The following is a 13,905-nucleotide window of genomic DNA, read 5'->3' as shown; positions in this document are numbered from 1 at the left end:
AAAATTTTAACAAAGAACTATTGCAATAAAGGTCGGAATGTTTAACAAGAAATATGTGGAAGCGGGGGAATGAATTTTGGAAAAAAGTATAGCTTTAACTTTATTACTATTCGTACTTTTTGTTTCGGGATGTTCCGAGAAACAAGAATTGACAATAGAAGATATCCTGTTAGCTCTCGATAATGAAGGAATAGAATATAATGAGATGTCGCAGATTCCAGAACTAAGAAGTACTAAGGAAAATTATTCCTATGAATTAAGTGAGGGTAGACTTCGTGTCCATCTTTTTTCATCAGATGAAGATAGAAAAGAGGTTCAAGCAGACCCATATCCAACAGCTATGTTTGCAACTCCAACTGCAACCTATGGATTGCATAAAGTGTTGATCTTTTATATGCAAGGTAACGATCGTTTAGTAACAAAACTTGATAGTGCTTTCGAGGATTTTGAATGAATGTTTCATAAAGCTAATTCAACTATAGGGAACTTAGTTAAGTTAGAAGTACTAAATCAAAGGGAGGTTTCAATTAGATGCTCAGATATATTGCCATTGGAATGTTTCTAGTAATTCTCTTATCAGCATGAAACTTTGGACCCTGTAGAATTGGAACCTTCAGAGGCTTATGATATGGAAGAAGCAATAAAAAGAGGAGATTTGGTCTCAACAATGAGAGATGAAGGCTATAAGAACAAAGAAAGCTTCATAGCGTTTTTTAATAATGTTAAAAATGGTAAAGAAGATAGAGTAAGGCGTACGCATTATAGCGAAGGTGTTCCACTTTTCATTGATTTAATATATAAAGGTGGAAAAATCCATGTACTAATAGATACTACACATGCAACGTTAAGTTCCGAAGATTACGTAAAAAAAACGCATGACACCTGTTCTGAACTCGAAAAGCAAGAAGAAAATAATAAGATAACTTATACTCTAGATGATTGTACTTCATCATCAAGACAAGTAGAAAAATTATTTTCGATTGTATTTGAAGAATGAATTGTGCTAACGGGTGCAAATAGACAAGAAGAAAAAATAGAGGGAGGATAGAGTCGTGATATTTTTTGACATAGATGCAACATTACTTGACCATGAGCGAGCAGAACAAATGGGAGCGATCGATTTTCATAGAACTTTTAAAAGTGATATGGAGTATAGTGAAAACGAATTTATCGAACGATGGAATAGCTTATCTGAAAAGTACTTTGAAAAGTTTCTAGCCAACGAATTATCTTTTCAAGATCAAAGAAGAATGCGAATCAAAGATTTGTTTGGCCATCATTTAAACGACGAACAAGCAGATCGTAAATTCAATCATTACTTGAGTTTATATAAAAGTAATTGGTTAACTTTTGAAGATGTGATTCCTTGCTTACAGCAACTGAAGAAACAGGAATTTCGCCTTGGAATTATAAGTAATGGTGATTATAACCAACAATTAGAAAAGCTAGGTTTAATAAAGATACATCATTTTTTTGATTGTATTGTTACTTCAAGTGAAATGGGAGTAGCTAAACCTAATCCTACTATCTTTCAAAAAGCATGTGGTAAAGCGTACGTTCAAGTGCATGAAAGTTATTATATAGGTGATCGACTGGAAACCGATGCAATAGGTAGTGAAAAAGCAGGGATGACGGGAATATGGTTAAATCGAAAAAATAACATCACGCATACTGATGTAGCAGTAATACATAGCCTTGATGAATTAACAATGTTATTAAAAGATTTGAAAGCTTAGTTGTCGTTGAAGTTTGGTTAGATTCTACCGTTTTTCAAAATAAAAATTCTTAGTTAGGATGTGAGAAAAATGAAGATTGTCGGATTTGCTCTTATCATTATAGCTCTAGTCATTTTCTTTTTGAACTCTAAGGAATTGCCACGTTTGTATTCTATTCCATTTTTGGGCTGTGGTATTGTGTTTTTGCTTGTTTAAAAAATTCACTTATCAGTTATCCACAACTTCAGGAAACGCTTTTTAGGGAGCTGGATAATGAAAAGGAATTCTTAACATAGTACATCTCATAATTTAATGTATCACTTTATGATATATCTATAGACAAATATATCATAAAGTGATACATTAAAAATAAGCAGATATATCACAAAATGATATATCATAAGAAGATATAGAAGGTGATTAGTTGAAAACGACTGAACAATTAACGGATTCAATGTTTTATATTATGGCGGCATTAACAAAACCAAGGCATGGTTACGCGATCATGAACCTAATTGAAGAAAGAACAAAAGGAGCAATAACGATAGGACCTGCTTCAATGTACACGATCATCAAGAAATTATTAAAACAAGATTGGATATATCTTTATGATGGATCAGATCCAAGGCGGAAAACGTATCTGCTTACCCAGAAAGGTAAAGAAGTTTTAGAAGCAGATGTGAAACTGAGAAAATTAATGATTGATTTAGCAGAAATGGGACTTAAGGAGGCCGAAGAATGAGAAATACAAAGTATGTAATGTCAGGTGGTTTAGCTTTTTCTGAGGGTAAGGATATGGACAAATTACGAAGATTTTCTTTAAAAGGTTGGCATGTCCGTGACTTTACATTAATGGGGTATAAACTTGAAAAGGGAATAAGCACAGATTACATTTATAGTGTTGATTATCGTTCATTAGAAGAGAATGAAGCAGAGGAGTATTTTGACTTTTTTAATTCCGCTGGATGGAGCCATGTTACTTCAGAGGGGAATATTCACTTATTTCGTGCATTACCAGGTATAAGGCCCATTTATAGTGATCGTGAAACAGTTGTTGAAAAACATGATAACTTAGGAAGTTCAATGAAATGGTTCACCCTTTCATTGCTTTTTATAACAGCACTTGTATGGCTTGGAACATTCATAAGCACAGGCTTATTACAAACGATACTCAATATAGCGGCTGTTATTCTTAGTGTAATTGCAGTTCCAACTCTTTGGACTGTACTAACGATATATAATAATAAATGGAGGGTAGAAGGAAAAAAAGGTTTATCTAAATTAATAAAATTACTGCCATTTCTATTCTTAGGTATTGCTATTATCATTTTGTTAGTGATTGATGACTCAAGCAATGCATTTCTTACCCTTGCATATATGATCATAGGAGCAGTCATACTTCCAACAGTTATATGGATTATAATGTCTCTTTACCATAGGTTGTTTGGTGAAAAAGTATAGTAAAAATATAGAGGATCTGAAAGTACAGAACATGTATGTGTACTAATAAGTATTCACATTAAAAAAGTAGTGCTTGTTGCAATATCGGGAGTTTAGTTGAATAAACTTTTCATTAAATCACTATCAGGACATATTGTTGACAGGTTGTTATAAGTAAATAAGAGAGCTGATTTCTTTTATAAGAAGTCGGCTCTCTTATTTTAAATGTTAGATTTATATTGCATTTCACTTGCGAGTAATGTAACATAAATCTAACATACTGTTACATATATATTTCATTGCGTAGGTGAGAATATGGTAAGCAAAATGAAACTAGCTAGGATTGAAAAAGGTTTAACTCAAGAACAGCTTGCAAGACGAGTGAATGCTACAAGACAAACTATCGGATTGATTGAAAAAGGAGAGTACAATCCCAGTTTGAACTTATGTATCGCTATTGCCAAAGAATTAAGTAAAACATTAGATGATTTATTTTGGGAGGTCGAGTTGTAATGAAATCTTGGATAACTTTTTTATTACCGAATGATGAGTATAAGGAAAAAAGGATGTTGTATTTTCTCTCAGAAGGGGCAATAATCCTTATGCTTACCCTTATAGGAATGATTATTATGAACAACTACCTTAAGTTAGATGCTGAAACTTATTTATTACTATCTATTGCGGTATTCCTCTTTTATGTCTCAGTAAGATATACAATGTCTGGTATTGAATATACAGATGTTTCAACAGAGAGGTCTTATAGAAAAGAGTTAAAGCACATTTTTATCAGAACAGGTAGTTTTGTAAGTATTTACATTTTGGTATATCTAATATTTACAGGTGTACCCAGCCATAAAAATGAATGGATTGATATAATCGGATTATTAGTATGTGTTGGCTTGGTTTGGTTTATCACGAGCTACATTTCTTTAAAGCGTTCCTATAAAAAAAATAAAGAATTGCTATAATTAAGGCGTTTTGAAAATATTTATTAATGTTTTTTAATCATTTTCAAAATAAGAAACTCGACAAACAATTAGTTTAATTGAAAAAGGAAACTATAATCCAACCTTAAAGTTATGTCTGGAAATGTGCTATACAGTATATAAAAGTTTGGATGAAGTGTTTTGGAAAAGAAAGGGAGAGTGATGAACAATGAAAAAAATACAAGATGAACGTTTAATCTTGGTGAATCTAAAAAACATCCGTATTACGTATGTTATTCAAACAGTTGGTATTATTGGTATATTGGGATATGACTTAGTTACAAAAGGATTAGATGGAATGAGAGAAAATCCGTTATGGATTGTTTTCGTGCTATCTATTGTCGTTTCTGCTTATCTATCAATGAATGTTAGTGTTGACCATGAAAACAATGAAAAATCACCAAGAAAAGGATTCTTTTTGTCATTGATTATAGTGTCCCTGGTTTCAATAGTTATTGGTATTCTAACATCATTAAGTGAGGGATTTACTTTTATTAACGGAGTATTGATAGGCAGTATCATGTTTGTTTGTGGTCTTATTCCAGTTATATATATTTTTTATTTGCGAACTAAACGGCAAGATTCTGATGAATAAAGGTAATCAGTTTACCTATTGCTAACGTATTTTCAAAGTAAATACGCTTCTTGACTATTCGTTAAATTACTCAACAATTTTAAAAAAATGTTAAAATTCATATATACATTAAAGAACGATCTAAACTTGTGATAAATCTAATCCCCCAGATTTATCCTTATTGGAAGGAGTAAACAGTCAATGAACAGTCCAATTTAAAATTCCCCTAGATACGAAACATTCAATTTAGATGGGGGATACAAAATGAAATTGAATAAAAACTTTTCGTTATTACTATTGGGTCAATCACTCGCTAATATTGGCGATGTATTATATATGGTCAGTGTAATAAGTGCGATTTTTATTTTAACAGGTTCTGCAACTGCATCATCGTTTGTGCCATTTACGATTACTTCTTCCATGTTTATATCCAGCCTGTTAACACCTCTTTTAATAGGGAAAGTAAATCTTAAATGGTTAATGGCAGGATCGCAAATTGGAAAAACTATATTGCTTTTTATTCTGGGGTTTATGTTAATTAAAATTACAGCATCAAATTATTATTTCATTTTCTTATTAATAGGATTGATTGCTTTTCTTGATGGATGTGCAAATCCTATAAGACAGACATTGATTCCACACTATGTTGATCGTAAATATTTAATTCAAGCTAACGGAATTGCAGAAACTGTTTCACAGGTTATACAAGCAGTTATGTGGTTTATAGGAAGTTTATTTCTAATTATTATGAGTGCTCAACAACTCGTTTGGTTAGTAGGAGGTTTGTTTGTAGTAGCAAGCATTTTACTTTGTCTTTTAGAGAGTGTGAATGATAAAAGAACGGAGCCGAAAGGGAAACTCGATCAGATTAAAGAGGGATGGTTAACTATATCTAACACTCCAGTATTAAGAAGGATTGCTTGGATTGATTGTTTCGAAACAATTGCAGGAACGGTTTGGATAGCTGCTATATTACTTGTGTTTGTCAATGATGCTCTACACGTTGGTGAAAAATGGTGGGGATTTATCAATGGAGCTTTCTTTCTAGGTTTAATTTTAGGAAGTGTTTATTGTATTAAATATTCTTCATATATTGAAAAGAAATTGGGAACCTTTATTTTTGTAGGTTCATCCCTTAGCTTTATAATCACAATACTATTTAGCCTAACCACCATTCCAATTATTGCCTTACTTTTATCACTCTGCGTGGGACTGTTTGGGCAAATAAAAAATATACCTCAACAATCAGTTATACAAACGAGCGTTTCAAAAGAACAGTTGTCAACGGTTTATACTTCATTAGGTGCTATCGGAACTGGCCTTTTTGGGATAGGTTCTCTTGTTATGGGGCTTCTAGCAGATTTAATGGGTATTAGAATCGTCTTCCTTATTTCAGGAGTGTTGCTTGCAATAGTAAGTATAATTGTTCAAAAAAATAAGATGTTATTTATAAGAAATATGGAGCAGTAAAAAATCATAAATGGAGGACTTTGGTACGCTGCAAAGTTCTCCATTTTATAATGACTGATAAAAAGTTTGTGAGTTTTGCACCTAAAGTATCCGGAGTATTAAGTATCAATTCCATTGTTACTAAGTAAAAGATTATAGAGGATCTGAAAGTATGATATTTAATGCACTAAGCGCTAAAGGTTATAATAATGTCTGAAGATGATGAGTTGAAAAGAGAAATCTTCTAGCAGCTTCTTATTTCAATAACGTAGCCATAGTCCAACAAAAGGATCGCCATTTATTATCGGTGATCCTTTTCTGTTGGAGTGGTTTTAAGAATTTTTGGAATTTTATGTTAAAATAAAAAGTGAATCAATGATCTAAAAGTAACAAAGCAGAAATCTTTAGTAAGGAAAGGACGATGTGAGTATGAGTCAACAAAAGCAAAATGGTTTTAAATTGATGCAATGGTTGGGACTTATAATTGTAGTGTTATCATTACTAGTTGATGTAAATATTATCCGTCCTGAATATGGTCTAGGTCCTATAATAGGTTTTTCATATTTGGCTTCAATAGGAATAGTGGTTGGTGCCACAATAACACTTGTTTACGCATTTAAAAGTAAGAAAATGAAAACTTAATAGTGCATATCTACAGTACACTCAATTAAAGATTGATAGAATAAAGGACTTCCCTATTTTATGTAAGAATGTATATGATGAAATTAATGATAATGCAACCACTTTTTTTCTTTTCGTTATCGATACTCACGAAAAGTGTATTTATACTAATAATTTGCATAATAACGAAGTAGCGCTTGTTGCACTAACGGTTAGTTTAAGAAGAAAAGTGAAGTACATAACGGTAATTTAAATAGTCATTTAATTACTTGTATTAGCATTTTTGGGGGGAATAAAGAATGAAGGGTAAAAGTATTTTTAAGAAACGCAAGTTTGCTATTTTAGTATTACTATTGATAATATTTTATTTCGGTCCTACCTTCTTAGGAGGGTATTATTGGACAGAGAAATCTGCAATAAGAAATGTAGATTCGATTCCAGCAGGGAAAGTAATCTTTGAAAAGGAATTTAAAAACAAAAAGGTTGTTGTTTGGGATACAGGTCAAATTAAATATGTCAGACTTATAGAAAATAATTTTTGGTTTCTGTATCGTTCTACCTCGGTAAGTGGGATAGATGGTGAAACATCAGATGAAAAGATGAAAACTACTTGGTTAGTTAGTCAAGGGAAGGATGCACTCTTTGCAGCAGAAATTCTTGATGAAGACATTGTAAAAGTTATTGTTAGTAATGAAGCAAATTTAGAGGGGGAAAATTTATCATTTAAAGAAGTAAAAGAACAATCATCTTTATTTGTAGAGATGGATGTTAAAGACGGGGTTGCAGCACAATATACCTCATTACTACATTCTGAGAGTATAAACTTTGTATTTCGTGGAGTTAATGCAGATGGTAATGATGTATCCACTTTTTAAGCAAAACAGCTAATAGTAGCTCATTGCTTATTATAGTAAAGGATGCTTAATGTTTAAAAGCTAAAGGAGATTGGAATGGGAAAAAAAGTTCTTATTTGTATGTTTATAATTGCTTTTATTGTTATTGGTTTTTACCTTTTAAATTTAGAACCCAAAGACGATATAAAGGAAATTCAAAAGGCTGTTATGGCATTGGAGCAGTATTATGACATAAAGGTAGCTCATATTGAAATAATTAAAAGAAACAAAGCTATCGCCTTTTACGAGTGGGGTCATGGTGAAGATTTATCGTTTGGGAATGTAATCTTGGAGAAAAACTTCTTAGGGTGGGAAGTTGTTCGTGGGGGGAGTTTGCATCTGTTAGAGGACTCTAAGTTGAATTGGGGGCATTTAGAGTTAGGCGATTATTTAACTAATTATACAGATTTACTTAGAGGGAAAATAACTGACCCTGAAATCGAGAAAGTACATATTATCACGAAGGACGGAAAAGAGTATCAAGCCAGAGTGGTAGAATACCATAATGATGATAGGTTTTGGTTTGTAATTGCAAATGGAGAACTACTGGATGCTACCGTAACAGGACTTTCTTTTGAAGGTGATGTAATTGAGAAAACTCAAACAAGTTATTAGTCTTCAACTGACGGGTGCGAATGTTGAATAAGGGGTTGTCGTTGCGGCAGTCTTATTGTGTTAAAGCACGCTTAGTTGAATTAGGAGCACAATCACAATCCATATACTAAATCAAAAGGAGGTATTAAGTAGGTGGTCAGATATTTAGTTTTGGTGTTATTTTTAATGATTATTTTATCAGCTTGTGACCAGGAAACTTTGGACCCTTTAGAGTTGGAACCTTCAGAAGCTTATGACAAAGCGGAAGCACTAAAAAGAGGAGATTTAGTATCAACAGCGAGAGGGGAAGGCTATAAGAACAAAGAAAGCTTCATTGAGTTCTTTAATAATGTTCAAAATGGAAAAGAGGATAGAGTAAGGCGTACACATTATAGCGAGGGTATCCCACTTTTTACCGATTTAATTTACAAAGGTGGTAAAATCCATGTGCTAATAGATACTACACATGCAACTCAAAGTTCTGAAGATTATACAAAAAAAACACATGACATATGCTCTGAACTTGAAAAGAAGGAAGAAAAAAATAAAATAATATATACCCTAAATGATTGTACGTCATCATCAAGACAAGTAGAAAAAATTTTTTCAGTTATTTTTGAAAGATAAAATATCTTGTTGTGCTAACGGGATGCGTTAGTGCAGTAGAGCTAGTTGATTCAACATAATTATCTACGTAAGAACAGGGTGCTTATCAATGATTTTATGGAGGAGGAATTTAATGAACACCTTATTTATAATACATTTTTTAATTGCGATTGCACTTTTTTATTTACTAACCAGTTGGAGTAGAGGTTTAAAAAAACGTTACAAAGCTTATCTTTACTTTCTTATAAGTGCATCTATTGTTCCAATATATTCTGAGGCAACGGAAGAGGGGGATTTTCATCTATGGTTTCCTCTGGGATTTATTTTCTTAATGCTTTACCTAATTATTTGTTTAAGGAAAAATGTGAAATATCCAGCTGCAATATGGAAGGCAACTTTACTGGGCTTTGGTGTTTCAGTTTATCTTTCTCTTCTAGCTTACGGCGTGATTATTTTATAAAGTAAAATATGCTATGATTTGTGAACTGTTGTACTTAAACAAACGGTATGCTTATGTTCAGTAACTCCTATATCTAGAAGAGCAAAACATACAATACTTTATTCATTAGACTGTATATTTTGGCTTTTTGTTATCCACCTTCATTGAATATTATCAGGATAACGATTAACATATCTCTTGCTATTAGAGGCTGAATTTAATATAAAATGGGGATGATAATTTCCAGTAAATTGTGTCTATTGATGCCAAGAGCGTTTCTTTCATAACGAAGAAACGTTTTTTTCTATGTATGCATCAAAACAGAAGGGAAATAATGTTAAACTAATGTTATTGGAAAGTAGAGGTGGAGAATAGTGACTAATAAAATGAAAAAAGTCGTGATAAGTGTAGTTGGATTATTTGTGTGTTTTGTTCTGATAATTACCTGGTTTTTCCCGTATTCTTCTATCAGCTTTTATAAAAAGTTATTCATTCACACCTGATCCAGTTGTTGTAGATCACTATATTAAAGATCTAAATAAGTTTAAAAGTTCTTATGAAAAAGATTTAGACAAATCAACAAAGGAAGGTAATTATGATTTAACAGTAGACCGTACGCAGTATTTGCTTCCTTTTTTTGAACAGGATTGGTTAGTCAGTAAGGAACCTGTAAAGATGAGTAAAGAAGACTTAGATGATATTTTGTTCGAGGTTAAAAACGCTAGAAAGACTTTACTAGAATTTATAAGTAAAGAAGACTATACACAAGAACAAAGACAATATTTAGTCACTAGTATTGAAAGTTTATTAGCATTAGAAGAAGAAATTGTTAATATAAAAACTGGGAGTGCAGAATCAAGAAAAACACTAAAAATCCAATTTAGTAATCTTCACGGGAGTTTTTTAAGCAACTTTATGATGTTTGAAATTTTTTATGAAAGGGGGTCATGAAACGGTTAGTAGTCTGCTTCTCAATGTAAACAAGAAAACACAGAAATGGAGGGAAAATGAAAGAATATGCTCAGAAGTAGTCGTAGAAATAGGGGAGGGGTAGAATGTTAACAAACATCTTATGGGGATTGTTTATCGTTGGGTTTATTGTCCTCATGATTTATCTAGATAAGCGAAATCAAAAAAAGAATTTTCACACTCCCTATCGTGACAAAACGGAACAACAAAAAGAAGTGGAGAGAGCAATTGAAATAGAAAAGTCACGAAGAGGTGGTCCTCCAGATGGTGGAGGGTTTGGTGGTATGTGATCTGTGAAGGAGGTAGTTATACAGTGCAAATTTACAATCAAATAGTTTTGTAGTTTTAGATCATTTCAATGTAATGTAATAAGCCATACACAATTGTACCAACTATAAATAATCCGCATGAAACCGCACTTAAAAGATATGTTCTATTTTGCTTAGCAAACTTCCACTTCATTATTGTGCGATAAGCAAACGTAATACCTGGACCAATAAAAATGAATAACCTAAGCTGTTGAAAATCAGTGATTGATAAAATCATTATGATCATAGTTATCCAATAGAGTGTTTTCTCACCATATTTATGCAGCTTATTTACATATTTAATCCCTAAGTCTGACACATCAATCTTTTTCTTTTTTATTTGGTGTCTATTGATAAGGTGGTCCAAAATTACGATACAAATTAGAATGATGAAAATAGGTATCATAGTAGTCCCTCCTTACAGAATCCTCCATTTATTCTTATGGAATAAACCTGCTATTTAGCACAATAAGAGCTAAGGCAACGACAACCACTTATTAGAACATACGCGCCCATTATCTCATTATTTTAATTTACCTCTTCTACTTCAAATTTTAATCTTTCTAGATCCCAGACATCCTCAGCATAATTTTTGAAAACTTTTACCGATACTTTTTGCCCTTCATCATATTCTTCTGGATTGGCAACTCGAATAGTTTGAGATTCTGACTTCTTTCTAAAACCATATGTAGCATGAGAAGTTCCTTGCTGGCTAACTGTTGACCAGAATTCAATATCAATTTTCATATCTCCACTTTTTTCGTTAATTTCAGTTATGTTACCTTGAATAAAAGTTCCATTTTCAACCTGGGAGCAACCGAACAACGTAATAGTTATAGTTGCAACAATGAAGAATATCTTGCTTTTCGGCATGAGGTAAACCTCCTAACTATTCAATAATCCTACCCATTCCAATAACTTTATTATTATCTTAAATGATCACGCAAAAGAATGAATTTCGTAGCGAGGTCTCTGCTACATCAAAATTTATATAATCTTTCCAACTTCCACTTGGACACAAACAAATATATTCGGTCTAAAGTTGGAGTTGTATATAAAACACCATAATCCTTTACCGTCCCCCTGAAATTATGTATTTAACAAATTGCCGCACCTAATCTTTAATATTTAGCACCTTGTAAAAAGCAAAGACCACAGTAGAAAGACCAATTCCCAATAGAATACTACCAGTTACTATAAAGATACTTGTATTTTTTTTAACTTCAGATAGGTAATCTGACATTTCGTATTCATTTTCTACAAGCCAACCTTCCGCTAAGCTCGCGCCAAGATTATTACTAAAAAAGATAAACAGTAGTCCGATAATCCCTAGTAATGAACCTAACATTATCAACCATTTAAAATTATCTTTTCTCATATTCCACCCTCATTGACGTACTTCTTGTTATACTAAAGCACCCCATTTGATTAATAAAGTGTTAAAAATCATATGCTATTAGAATAAACACAATCGGAGTAAGAAGACCCAAGCCAAGACAAATGATTGCTACTAATTTTGACTGTTTGGCGATTCGTTTATCCCCTTGATGTATGTTTTCAATAAAAGTAAGGGTATAAGAAAAACATAGAATAATTAGCAAAACTGAAATAATACTTATCCAACCTAAATTCACATTTACACTCTCCCTAGCTATTCAATTAAACCTCCGCGTTATAAAAGCATTTATGCTTGTTCCATAATCGCATCCCGTTAGAATTTGAAAACAAATCTAATCTATCTGAGGGAGTTTAATAAGATACTTCAATTTTTGTTTTCTTTTTAAAAAGTAAAATTACCCAATAAAGAAGAAAATAAAGTAAACCCATTACAATATAAATAGACCAGATTGAACCTTGTCGCAAATGAGCAATTAAGTGTTCATATTCATTGACACCTTTTGCTCTTCCGATGCTATTTATTATTCCTACAAATGGAATACTTATAGTTGTCACAATAGTAACAATAGATAGTCCTCTAACTTTCCCTCGAGTTACATTTATTATTGCAGTTCCCAATGTTGCCAATAAAAACAAGTAAAATATTGCCCAAAACAAACTTGGAAGTGTCTCCCAATACATATTTTCACCTCTTTTGTTTTTCTTTTTTATTTACTATTAATAATTCAGAAGGAAGATGAAACCTTTATAAACCTTCTCCCAATAACTTGCCATTTAACGAATAAGGCAGTAACCCTTGTTCCAAAGTTTACGTTTTTATCTTTTTCTCGAATAAATAATCTAAAAGCAAAACTCCTCCCAATAGTAATGGGAAGCCTATAATTATATAATATATGTTTTTGGAAACTCCAAATGCTTCTCTGAGATAACTAAAAAGAACCACCCAGATAATTATTGTAATGTATTTTACCAAAGTCCACATGGAACACACTCCGTTTAGTTACTTGAAATCTTTTTAAAGAAAACTTTACCGCTGTTCTACTAACTGCACTTTAGTTGAACTATGAAAAATGTGTATTTAGGGCTGTTTCGGAAATAAATATGACATTAAAAGTAAAATGATTCCTATGGCAAGCCCTGTCCACGTTATTGCATCAAGTGTACTATAAGCTAAATTCTGGGCTATTCCTGACACAAATAACACTATTCTCATAGTAAGAGTAATCACTACTATTGCATAAGCAATCCCCTGAATAATATTACGATTGCTTCTTTTTTTACTTTCCATAAAACACATCCTTTCAAAAACCTAATTTAATAATACTGCTCTTTACTTTAAGATCATTCATTCACAATTTATTTTAACATGAAATTCCAAAAGTTATCATCATACCAAGAAAAGAGGATCGCCAATAATATGACGATCCTCTTGTTGAACTGAAGATTTTTAACATTTATATTCCATCCTCAGAAATTCATATGTACTTCCATTTGTATCTTGCATAAAAGTCTCTACATCTTTAAATCCGACTTTTCTATATAAATGTATAGCTCTTTGATTAAAAGTTGCAACTGATAATGTGATTTTTTTAGATTTAAAATCTGTTTGAATAAAGTTAATACCTGCGCTTAAAAACTCTGCACCATAGCCTTTTCCAGTTAAATCTGGTCTCATTCCTAAACCAATTTCACAGGTTCTGTCGGCAACTTTACTAATACTAATGAACGCAACCAATGCCTTTTCTTTTGTTACAGCAAATGTTGAGTTACCTCTTTCTTCTGGGTTTAAAAATTCAACTAAATCTTCTTGATCAGCTTCCATATCATAAAATGAATATTCACCTTCATAATGCCAGTTAAATGCAATATTTTCTGCTTGTTCCTGTGTCATGATCGTAAATTCATAAGCCATT

24 protein-coding genes and 1 pseudogene are annotated in these 13,905 nt (G+C 32.2%); 18 read left to right on the top strand and 7 right to left on the bottom strand.

Annotated features, from left to right (window positions below):
* Window positions 1-76 precede the first annotated feature (76 nt).
* The 18 genes and pseudogenes from NYQ66_RS03680 (at window position 77) to NYQ66_RS03595 (ending at window position 10,576) form a co-directional block, all read left to right on the top strand.
* Window positions 77-454 (top strand): hypothetical protein, encoded by a 378-nt coding sequence (locus NYQ66_RS03680; RefSeq protein WP_259866949.1) that lies wholly within the window; start codon window positions 77-79, stop codon window positions 452-454.
* Between the two features lie 174 nt (window positions 455-628).
* Window positions 629-997, top strand: coding sequence for a DUF4362 domain-containing protein (locus NYQ66_RS03675; protein WP_259866946.1), 369 nt, complete (start codon window positions 629-631; stop codon window positions 995-997).
* 55 nt (window positions 998-1,052) lie between these two features.
* Window positions 1,053-1,736 carry an HAD family hydrolase gene (locus tag NYQ66_RS03670; RefSeq protein WP_259866944.1) on the top strand — a complete coding sequence of 228 codons (684 nt, stop codon included), beginning with the start codon at window positions 1,053-1,055 and terminating at the stop codon, window positions 1,734-1,736.
* Window positions 1,737-1,805: 69 nt separating this feature from the next.
* Entirely contained in the window at window positions 1,806-1,931 is a 126-nt protein-coding gene (locus NYQ66_RS03665; RefSeq protein WP_259866943.1) for a hypothetical protein, read from the top strand.
* 208 nt (window positions 1,932-2,139) lie between these two features.
* Window positions 2,140-2,457, top strand: a complete 318-nt coding sequence (locus tag NYQ66_RS03660; protein ID WP_259866941.1) for a PadR family transcriptional regulator — start codon at window positions 2,140-2,142, stop codon at window positions 2,455-2,457.
* Window positions 2,454-3,176: a DUF2812 domain-containing protein gene (locus tag NYQ66_RS03655; RefSeq protein WP_259866939.1), complete on the top strand. Its 723-nt coding sequence runs from the start codon at window positions 2,454-2,456 to the stop codon at window positions 3,174-3,176. The genes NYQ66_RS03660 and NYQ66_RS03655 overlap by 4 nt, the downstream gene beginning before the upstream one ends.
* A gap of 294 nt (window positions 3,177-3,470) precedes the next feature.
* Window positions 3,471-3,668, top strand: coding sequence for a helix-turn-helix transcriptional regulator (locus NYQ66_RS03650; RefSeq protein ID WP_259866937.1), 198 nt, complete (start codon window positions 3,471-3,473; stop codon window positions 3,666-3,668).
* Window positions 3,668-4,123 (top strand): DUF3278 domain-containing protein, encoded by a 456-nt coding sequence (locus NYQ66_RS03645; RefSeq protein WP_259866935.1) that lies wholly within the window; start codon window positions 3,668-3,670, stop codon window positions 4,121-4,123. Before NYQ66_RS03650 ends, NYQ66_RS03645 begins: the two co-directional genes overlap by 1 nt.
* A gap of 55 nt (window positions 4,124-4,178) precedes the next feature.
* Window positions 4,179-4,304, top strand: a pseudogene (locus NYQ66_RS03640) (helix-turn-helix transcriptional regulator); the annotation flags it as partial.
* Between the two features lie 6 nt (window positions 4,305-4,310).
* The gene (locus NYQ66_RS03635) at window positions 4,311-4,736 is read left to right on the top strand and encodes a hypothetical protein (protein WP_259866933.1); all 426 of its coding nucleotides are present in this window, start codon (window positions 4,311-4,313) and stop codon (window positions 4,734-4,736) included.
* Window positions 4,737-4,979: 243 nt separating this feature from the next.
* Complete coding sequence (locus NYQ66_RS03630; protein ID WP_259866932.1) at window positions 4,980-6,185, top strand: MFS transporter; 1,206 nt, start codon at window positions 4,980-4,982, stop codon at window positions 6,183-6,185.
* Between the two features lie 408 nt (window positions 6,186-6,593).
* Window positions 6,594-6,806, top strand: a complete 213-nt coding sequence (locus NYQ66_RS03625; RefSeq protein WP_259866930.1) for a hypothetical protein — start codon at window positions 6,594-6,596, stop codon at window positions 6,804-6,806.
* 278 nt (window positions 6,807-7,084) lie between these two features.
* The gene (locus NYQ66_RS03620; protein ID WP_259866928.1) at window positions 7,085-7,660 is read left to right on the top strand and encodes a hypothetical protein; all 576 of its coding nucleotides are present in this window, start codon (window positions 7,085-7,087) and stop codon (window positions 7,658-7,660) included.
* Window positions 7,661-7,735: 75 nt separating this feature from the next.
* Complete coding sequence (locus tag NYQ66_RS03615; protein WP_259866926.1) at window positions 7,736-8,293, top strand: hypothetical protein; 558 nt, start codon at window positions 7,736-7,738, stop codon at window positions 8,291-8,293.
* Between the two features lie 132 nt (window positions 8,294-8,425).
* The gene (locus tag NYQ66_RS03610) at window positions 8,426-8,899 is read left to right on the top strand and encodes a DUF4362 domain-containing protein (RefSeq protein ID WP_259866924.1); all 474 of its coding nucleotides are present in this window, start codon (window positions 8,426-8,428) and stop codon (window positions 8,897-8,899) included.
* Between the two features lie 112 nt (window positions 8,900-9,011).
* Window positions 9,012-9,338, top strand: a complete 327-nt coding sequence (locus NYQ66_RS03605; RefSeq protein ID WP_259866923.1) for a hypothetical protein — start codon at window positions 9,012-9,014, stop codon at window positions 9,336-9,338.
* Between the two features lie 654 nt (window positions 9,339-9,992).
* On the top strand, window positions 9,993-10,268 hold the full coding sequence (locus tag NYQ66_RS03600; protein ID WP_259866921.1) for a hypothetical protein: 276 nt from the start codon (window positions 9,993-9,995) through the stop codon (window positions 10,266-10,268).
* A 104-nt stretch (window positions 10,269-10,372) separates the two neighbouring features.
* A complete protein-coding gene (locus NYQ66_RS03595; RefSeq protein WP_259866919.1) occupies window positions 10,373-10,576 on the top strand; it encodes a hypothetical protein in 204 nt (67 codons plus the stop codon).
* Between the two features lie 55 nt (window positions 10,577-10,631).
* Here the strand turns inward: NYQ66_RS03595 and NYQ66_RS03590 are convergent, their stop codons facing one another.
* From NYQ66_RS03590 to NYQ66_RS03560, 7 genes are all read right to left on the bottom strand, one after another.
* A complete protein-coding gene (locus tag NYQ66_RS03590) occupies window positions 10,632-11,000 on the bottom strand; it encodes a DUF4181 domain-containing protein (RefSeq protein WP_259866917.1) in 369 nt (122 codons plus the stop codon).
* A 122-nt stretch (window positions 11,001-11,122) separates the two neighbouring features.
* A complete protein-coding gene (locus NYQ66_RS03585) occupies window positions 11,123-11,467 on the bottom strand; it encodes a hypothetical protein (RefSeq protein ID WP_259866915.1) in 345 nt (114 codons plus the stop codon).
* 241 nt (window positions 11,468-11,708) lie between these two features.
* Complete coding sequence (locus NYQ66_RS03580) at window positions 11,709-11,972, bottom strand: hypothetical protein (protein ID WP_259866913.1); 264 nt, start codon at window positions 11,970-11,972, stop codon at window positions 11,709-11,711.
* 61 nt (window positions 11,973-12,033) lie between these two features.
* Window positions 12,034-12,228 carry a hypothetical protein gene (locus NYQ66_RS03575; RefSeq protein WP_259866910.1) on the bottom strand — a complete coding sequence of 65 codons (195 nt, stop codon included), beginning with the start codon at window positions 12,226-12,228 and terminating at the stop codon, window positions 12,034-12,036.
* A gap of 115 nt (window positions 12,229-12,343) precedes the next feature.
* A complete protein-coding gene (locus NYQ66_RS03570; RefSeq protein WP_259866909.1) occupies window positions 12,344-12,673 on the bottom strand; it encodes a hypothetical protein in 330 nt (109 codons plus the stop codon).
* 397 nt (window positions 12,674-13,070) lie between these two features.
* A complete protein-coding gene (locus NYQ66_RS03565; RefSeq protein ID WP_259866907.1) occupies window positions 13,071-13,280 on the bottom strand; it encodes a hypothetical protein in 210 nt (69 codons plus the stop codon).
* 159 nt (window positions 13,281-13,439) lie between these two features.
* Window positions 13,440-13,904, bottom strand: coding sequence for a GNAT family N-acetyltransferase (locus NYQ66_RS03560; RefSeq protein ID WP_259866999.1), 465 nt, complete (start codon window positions 13,902-13,904; stop codon window positions 13,440-13,442).
* Window position 13,905 lies beyond the last annotated feature (1 nt).

Origin of the sequence: Aquibacillus koreensis (assembly GCF_025154055.1) — a bacterium.
GTDB classification, from domain to species: Bacteria; Bacillota; Bacilli; order Bacillales; family Amphibacillaceae; genus Aquibacillus_C; species Aquibacillus_C koreensis.
The sequence above is the reverse complement of the archived record's forward strand: the minus strand, read 5'-3'. Positions and strand labels throughout refer to the sequence as shown.

Excerpts from the sequence above, each read along its gene's own strand:
- NYQ66_RS03675 (WP_259866946.1), top strand. The coding sequence starts at position 629 with ATGGAAGAAGCAATAAAAAGAGGAGATTTGGTCTCAACAATGAGAGAT.
- NYQ66_RS03665 (WP_259866943.1), top strand. The coding sequence starts at position 1,806 with ATGAAGATTGTCGGATTTGCTCTTATCATTATAGCTCTAGTCATTTTC.
- NYQ66_RS03655 (WP_259866939.1), top strand. The coding sequence starts at position 2,454 with ATGAGAAATACAAAGTATGTAATGTCAGGTGGTTTAGCTTTTTCTGAG.
- NYQ66_RS03650 (WP_259866937.1), top strand. The coding sequence starts at position 3,471 with ATGGTAAGCAAAATGAAACTAGCTAGGATTGAAAAAGGTTTAACTCAA.
- NYQ66_RS03645 (WP_259866935.1), top strand. The coding sequence starts at position 3,668 with ATGAAATCTTGGATAACTTTTTTATTACCGAATGATGAGTATAAGGAA.
- NYQ66_RS03635 (WP_259866933.1), top strand. The coding sequence starts at position 4,311 with ATGAAAAAAATACAAGATGAACGTTTAATCTTGGTGAATCTAAAAAAC.
- NYQ66_RS03630 (WP_259866932.1), top strand. The coding sequence starts at position 4,980 with ATGAAATTGAATAAAAACTTTTCGTTATTACTATTGGGTCAATCACTC.
- NYQ66_RS03625 (WP_259866930.1), top strand. The coding sequence starts at position 6,594 with ATGAGTCAACAAAAGCAAAATGGTTTTAAATTGATGCAATGGTTGGGA.
- NYQ66_RS03620 (WP_259866928.1), top strand. The coding sequence starts at position 7,085 with ATGAAGGGTAAAAGTATTTTTAAGAAACGCAAGTTTGCTATTTTAGTA.
- NYQ66_RS03615 (WP_259866926.1), top strand. The coding sequence starts at position 7,736 with ATGGGAAAAAAAGTTCTTATTTGTATGTTTATAATTGCTTTTATTGTT.
- NYQ66_RS03605 (WP_259866923.1), top strand. The coding sequence starts at position 9,012 with ATGAACACCTTATTTATAATACATTTTTTAATTGCGATTGCACTTTTT.
- NYQ66_RS03600 (WP_259866921.1), top strand. The coding sequence starts at position 9,993 with ATGAGTAAAGAAGACTTAGATGATATTTTGTTCGAGGTTAAAAACGCT.
- NYQ66_RS03595 (WP_259866919.1), top strand. The coding sequence starts at position 10,373 with ATGTTAACAAACATCTTATGGGGATTGTTTATCGTTGGGTTTATTGTC.
- NYQ66_RS03590 (WP_259866917.1), bottom strand. The coding sequence starts at position 11,000 with ATGATACCTATTTTCATCATTCTAATTTGTATCGTAATTTTGGACCAC.
- NYQ66_RS03585 (WP_259866915.1), bottom strand. The coding sequence starts at position 11,467 with ATGCCGAAAAGCAAGATATTCTTCATTGTTGCAACTATAACTATTACG.
- NYQ66_RS03580 (WP_259866913.1), bottom strand. The coding sequence starts at position 11,972 with ATGAGAAAAGATAATTTTAAATGGTTGATAATGTTAGGTTCATTACTA.
- NYQ66_RS03570 (WP_259866909.1), bottom strand. The coding sequence starts at position 12,673 with ATGTATTGGGAGACACTTCCAAGTTTGTTTTGGGCAATATTTTACTTG.
- NYQ66_RS03565 (WP_259866907.1), bottom strand. The coding sequence starts at position 13,280 with ATGGAAAGTAAAAAAAGAAGCAATCGTAATATTATTCAGGGGATTGCT.
- NYQ66_RS03560 (WP_259866999.1), bottom strand. The coding sequence starts at position 13,904 with ATGGCTTATGAATTTACGATCATGACACAGGAACAAGCAGAAAATATT.